The organism is Candidatus Amarolinea dominans (genome assembly GCF_016704685.1).
GTDB lineage: Bacteria > Chloroflexota > Anaerolineae > SSC4 > Amarolineaceae > Amarolinea > Amarolinea dominans.
Window position 1 is genome coordinate 1 of record NZ_JADIZS010000066.1, and the last position, 5,302, is coordinate 5,302.

Genomic DNA, 5,302 nt, shown 5'->3' on the forward strand with positions numbered 1-5,302 from the left:
GTCAAATGTGAACTAAACGGGCTTTCGTAGTAAAGTTGTTGTTTGATAGTTTACGAAAATCACAACACAAGGACTAAGGAAAGCCCATGCCTGATATTGTAGCACGTTTAGAGTGTATCGAATCATTAGTGACGGCGACGACGCTGCGCCAACTCAGCCGCATCATTGCGGCAGTGTTGGCCCGCGACAGGGCGGGTGACCATGCTTGGCATCTCGCGCCAGGCCGGTGAAGGGGGCAGTTATCGCACGGTACAGCGTTTTTTCTACACGGTAGTGCCGTGGGCGACGTTGTTTTGGGCGTTTTTCCGCCAGCATCTATATCGGCCAGACGATGTCTACATCATGGTTGGCGACGAGGTGGTGGTGAGCAAAGCGGGGCACCACACCCACGGGCTGGATCGTTTTTTTGCGGGGGTATTCGGCCGTGTGATTCCCGGCCTGGCCTTTTTCAGTTTGGCACTGGTCAACACCAAAAAACGCCGCTCATCTCGAGCTGCGGATCGAGCAAGCCGTGCGCAGCGAGGAAGAAAAAGCGGCTAACCGTGCCAAGACAGTCGCTAAGCAGACGCCCAAACCGGCTGAGCCGCGCAAGCCGGGCCGCCCCAAAGGCAGTAAGAACAAAGCGGCAACCGAAATCACCCTGTCGCCGGAACTGCTTCGCATCCAAGCCATGCTGGAAGCTCAACTCAAACTTATGGGCAAATTGATCCCTCTGACCTATCTGGCCCTGGACGGGCATTTTGGTAACCGTTTTGCCCTGCACATGGTGCAGCAGTGCAAGTTACATCTGATTTCTAAGCTGCGCTCCGACTCGGCCTTGTACTTACCTTATACTGGCCCCTACAAAGGGCGTGGGCCGCACCGCAAATACGGCGACAAGCTGGATTACCAGAACTTGCCAGTCGAGTACCTAAAACAAACGACCGTTGACGGCCAGATCGAAACTCGCATGTACCATATTCGATGCCTGCATAGAGAGTTTAGCCAGCCGCTTAATGTCGTGGTTATCCTGAAAACTCATCTGCAAACGCAAGCCTACGCCCATGTCACCCTGTTCAGCAGCGATCTCACGCTCGCCTACGACAAACTGGTTGACTATTATTGTCTGAGATTCCAAATCGAGTTCAACTTCAGGGACGCTAAACAGTATTGGGGCCTGGAGGACTTCATGAATGTCTCGAAACCGCCGTCACCAATGCCGCCAACCTCTCTTTGTTCATGGTCAACTTTCTCCCAGGGCTTACTGCGCAATCTCCACGACACAGACCCAGATTGCAGCGTCCTAGACCTTAAAGCGCACTATCGCGGTGCCAAATATGTGACCGAGACCATTAAAATGCTTCCCGAAAAGCCCGAGCCAGTTTTATTGGCCCGCATCTTCAGTAAACTAGCCGCCTTGGGCCGCATTCATGTCGCTCAACCTACCCCCAACTCGCCCTAGCTGGCGAAGGTATTGCTTGATCTCCCCCTATTTTACTCCTTCCTCCCAATTGTAAAAAAATGACGCCCACCCCACCACATGCGATCCCTTGACAGGCAAACAGGCTGCTATTATAATTGTAGCATATTTCACAATTGTCTCGTTGTTTTTTCTGGCGTCACTCTCAGTGTCCAACCACGGATTCCTGCCTGTGATCACTCCGTCATCTATACCACATAGATGCGCAAAGTAACGGTTAGGCCACGAGGGCGGGAAGAAACACTCGTACCGCTCTGGCCCAATTCATCATGACGTTGCGCATCATCTGCGCATCCACAGCCTATAATCTGCTGTTTTGTCCAAAGGAGGACAGACCAATGAATCAGCGCATCATTTCCCGAACAGTGGGTCTGACCATCATCGCGGCGTTGGTGGCGCTTGTAAATACCCCGTCGAGTCTCGGCGCTCCGATTGAGCAAGTTTCCATTACCGACGCTGAACCGGGCGCAACACTTGTTGTCACGAGTACGGCTGACAGCGGACCCGGACCCCTGCGTCAGGCGTTACTAGACGTACACACCGGTGATACGGTCACCTTCTTGCCCCTGGTGTTCCACCAGCGAATCCGGCCACCATTTCTCTGACCAGCGGCCCGTTGCCCCGATCTGGACGACGGTAATGTGACCATTGATGCCAGCACAGCGGGCGTGATTGTGGACGGCATCGGGCTCGCTGACCCCGAGGCCGACGGGTTCATCGTTTCGTCAATTGGCAATACGATTCGTGGTTTACAGGTGCGGGGATTTCCGCGCATCGGCATTCACCTGGACTCAGGCGCCGACAATAACACGATTCGCGACAATACGATTGGGGACAACGGCGACGCAGGTATCTACATCGGCGGCGGCCAAGGAAACATCATTACGGGTAATCGGATCGGGACCGATGTTGCGGGAACCATCGCTCGCGGCAATCACATCGGGATTCTTCTTAGTGAAGGAGCAAGCAGCAATCGAATTGGCGGAGTTGCCTCCGGCGAACGCAATATCATTGCCGCCAATCAGACAAGCGGAGTCCAGATCATGGACGCCGGCACGACGCAGAACCTCGTATTGAGAAACTACATTGGCACCGATACCACTGGGCTTGCTTCGTTGCCGAACGGCGGTGATGGGGTTGCCATCTTCGATGGCGCCCATCACAACACCGTCGGCGGGACGACGGCGGCCGAACGCAACGTCATCGCCTACAATGGCGGTAACGGCGTGTCGATTTCAGGGAATGGAACGGCTAGCAACACGGTGAAGTGAAGTGGATCGGCTTCGGCCTGGGGCCGGTGCGGCGAGCATACCCGGTTGACCAGGCTGTATCCCCGGCCTATACCACCGACGCTGCACGATGTTCGTCGCCCAGCCTGACGACGAAGGCGTCCACAAGACGACCGATTGCGGCGCGACCTGGTTGGAACGCAATTCCGGCCTGAGCGAAGCACGCCTGCTGCAAATCGAGATCCCCCCCGACGCCACGAATGCCTCCGTCGCCTATGTGCTGGCCGAGAACGGATATCTCTTTTCGACCAGCAACAGTGGGGCGTCCTGGAGTCTGAGCAGCACCGTACTGGAGCAAATCGATCGCCAGAACCTGGTGCTGTCGACCGGGTTCAGCGCAGATCAAACAATGTACGCCGCGGCGCGGCTGGGCTGGGACGCACTTGGCGGCGGTCCGGGCGTCTTCAAATCGACCGATGCAGGGGGTGACCTGGGCGCGCGCCAGGTCACAGGAATGAGTGATCCGCACGTCTGGAAGGTCATCGCCTCGCCTGACGCAGCGCTCAAGAGCACGCTCCTGGCCCTTACCAACAGCGGAATCGAGAAAACGACCGACGCGGGCGTCACCTGGAGTTCAATACCCAGCCCCGATTCAAGCCTGATCGACCTGGCGTTTTCTCCTGCGTATGCCATTGACCAAACCTTCTTTGCCAGCGCCAATTCAGGGCGGATCTACCGATCCACGAATGGGGGCGCCAGCTGGACCGGCTTCGATGCCCTGCGCTGGGATCCGCGCTTCCTGGCGGTTTCACCCGATTACAGCAACGATCATGAAGTCTATCACGGTGGCGGCTGGAATGACACGGTCTACAGGTCAACCGACAGTGGCGCCACCTGGACCCAAGCCAGCACCGGCCTTCCCGGATGGCTGCACGACGCGGGCAGCGGGATTGTGTTTTCGCCGGCGTTTGCTTCCGATGGCACTTTGTGGGTCGTCAGTGTTAGTGGCATGGCAAGATCCACGAACCGTGGCGCCACGTGGGAAGTGATGCGCAGTCTGCACAGCCCGGGCAATACCCAGGGTATCGTTATCAGGGATGGGGCAGAGCAAAATACCATTGGTCCGGACAATGTGATCGGAAACAACGGTAACGGCGTCGTTCTCGAGTCAAATGTCGGCTATAACGTGATCACCGGCAACCTGGTCGGTACTGATACGACCGGCACGGCGGCGCAGGCCAACGTCCAAGACGGCCTCAGCATTTCCGGTCACCACAACACGATCGGAGGCAGCAACGGCGGCAATCTCGTGAGCGGAAACCTGATTGACGGAATTCGCCTGGCCGGCGATCAGGCCACAGCCAACATCGTTGCGGGCAACACGATCGGAACCACGCTCGACGGTGCTGCGGCCCTCGGCAACCGTGGAGCCGGCGTGTCCATCCACAGCGGCGCGTTTCTGAACCTGGTGGGCGGCATGACCGTAGATGAGCGCAATCTCATTAGTGGCAACGGGTACGGCGTTGGGCTGTGGGATACGACGACGATGAGCAACACCGTGTCCGGCAATTATATCGGCACAAATCGCACCGGGACGGCTGCACTGGGCAATGGTAGAGGGATTGATGTTCACAGCGGCGCTCACCATAATACAATCGGCGGCACGACCGCCGGCGAACGAAATCTCATCAGCGGGAACAACGAGCGCGGTGTCTCGATTGATAACAACGACACGATGAGCAACACCGTTAGCGGCAACTACATCGGCGTGGATGCGACCGGCCTGCAAGCCCCTGCCCAACAGGCAGGAGGGCGTGACAATCGGTGACCAAGCCAGCTACAACCGCATTGGCGGACCCGCCCGCAGAACGCAACGTCATCAGCGCCAATGGAATCGGCTGTCCCTGGTGCGACGGCATCTTCCTAAGCGACGATGCTCATCATAACACCGTTGAGGGCAACTACATCGGAACGGGCGCGAAGCGGAACCGCGGCCCTCGGTAACGAAGGCTTCAAGGGTTGACCTGTACAATCGCGCCAGCGACAACCTCATACGAGGGGAACCTGATCGCGGGGAATCCGCGAAAATGGTGTTACGATCTGGAACAGTGCCAGACGCAACCTGGTCGAAGGCAACCTGATTGGTACTGACGCCAGTGGGTCACAGCCGCTGCCCAACGGCACATCATCCGAGAAGGTGGACGACTCCGCGAACCTCGTGGCGACCCTGGCATCGCGGGGTCTTTCCTGCTCGCCGCCCGAGCGCTATCCGCCGAACCTGGTCGCGCCCGGTACGGAGCCAGCCGAGCCCCGCACCGTGTCGCCGTTCTGCACCCGGGTGTCGTCGAACGCCAGCCAGGCGCTGGCGGTGGAAGCGAACGATCAGAAACAAGAATCGGCGGTGCAGCCGAGCGATCAGAAAGAGTTGCGGTCGAACGGCGACGGGGGCATCTACATCGCGTGGGATGCCAGCGACAACACGGTGGGCCCCAACAACACCATTGCCTTCAACGCTGGCCACGGCGTGCAGGTGCAAGGGAACGATGCTGTCCGCAACCGGATCACGCACAATAGCATCTTCCACAACGATGGCGCCGGCATTGCCCTGACCGAT

General features: G+C 57.9%; 4 protein-coding genes and 1 pseudogene. All 5 read left to right on the forward strand.

Annotated elements, in window-relative coordinates:
* The first annotated feature begins 86 nt into the window (after positions 1–86).
* Positions 87–1,441 (forward strand): annotated as a pseudogene (locus IPF85_RS24350) (transposase).
* A 356-nt stretch (positions 1,442–1,797) separates the two neighbouring features.
* The gene (locus tag IPF85_RS24355) at positions 1,798–2,064 is read left to right on the forward strand and encodes a hypothetical protein (protein WP_343410643.1); all 267 of its coding nucleotides are present in this window, start codon (positions 1,798–1,800) and stop codon (positions 2,062–2,064) included.
* A 36-nt stretch (positions 2,065–2,100) separates the two neighbouring features.
* Positions 2,101–2,730: a right-handed parallel beta-helix repeat-containing protein gene (locus IPF85_RS24360; protein WP_343410644.1), complete on the forward strand. Its 630-nt coding sequence runs from the start codon at positions 2,101–2,103 to the stop codon at positions 2,728–2,730.
* Between the two features lie 88 nt (positions 2,731–2,818).
* On the forward strand, positions 2,819–4,516 hold the full coding sequence (locus IPF85_RS24365; protein WP_343410645.1) for a hypothetical protein: 1,698 nt from the start codon (positions 2,819–2,821) through the stop codon (positions 4,514–4,516).
* 369 nt (positions 4,517–4,885) lie between these two features.
* Positions 4,886–5,302 (forward strand): right-handed parallel beta-helix repeat-containing protein (locus tag IPF85_RS24370; protein WP_343410646.1); only part of this gene is annotated, 417 nt, incomplete at its 3' end.

What these genes read in the sequence shown, in the direction of transcription:
- IPF85_RS24355 (WP_343410643.1), top strand. Translation starts at nt 1,798, where the DNA reads ATGAATCAGCGCATCATTTCCCGAACAGTGGGTCTGACCATCATCGCG.
- IPF85_RS24365 (WP_343410645.1), top strand. Translation starts at nt 2,819, where the DNA reads ATGTTCGTCGCCCAGCCTGACGACGAAGGCGTCCACAAGACGACCGAT.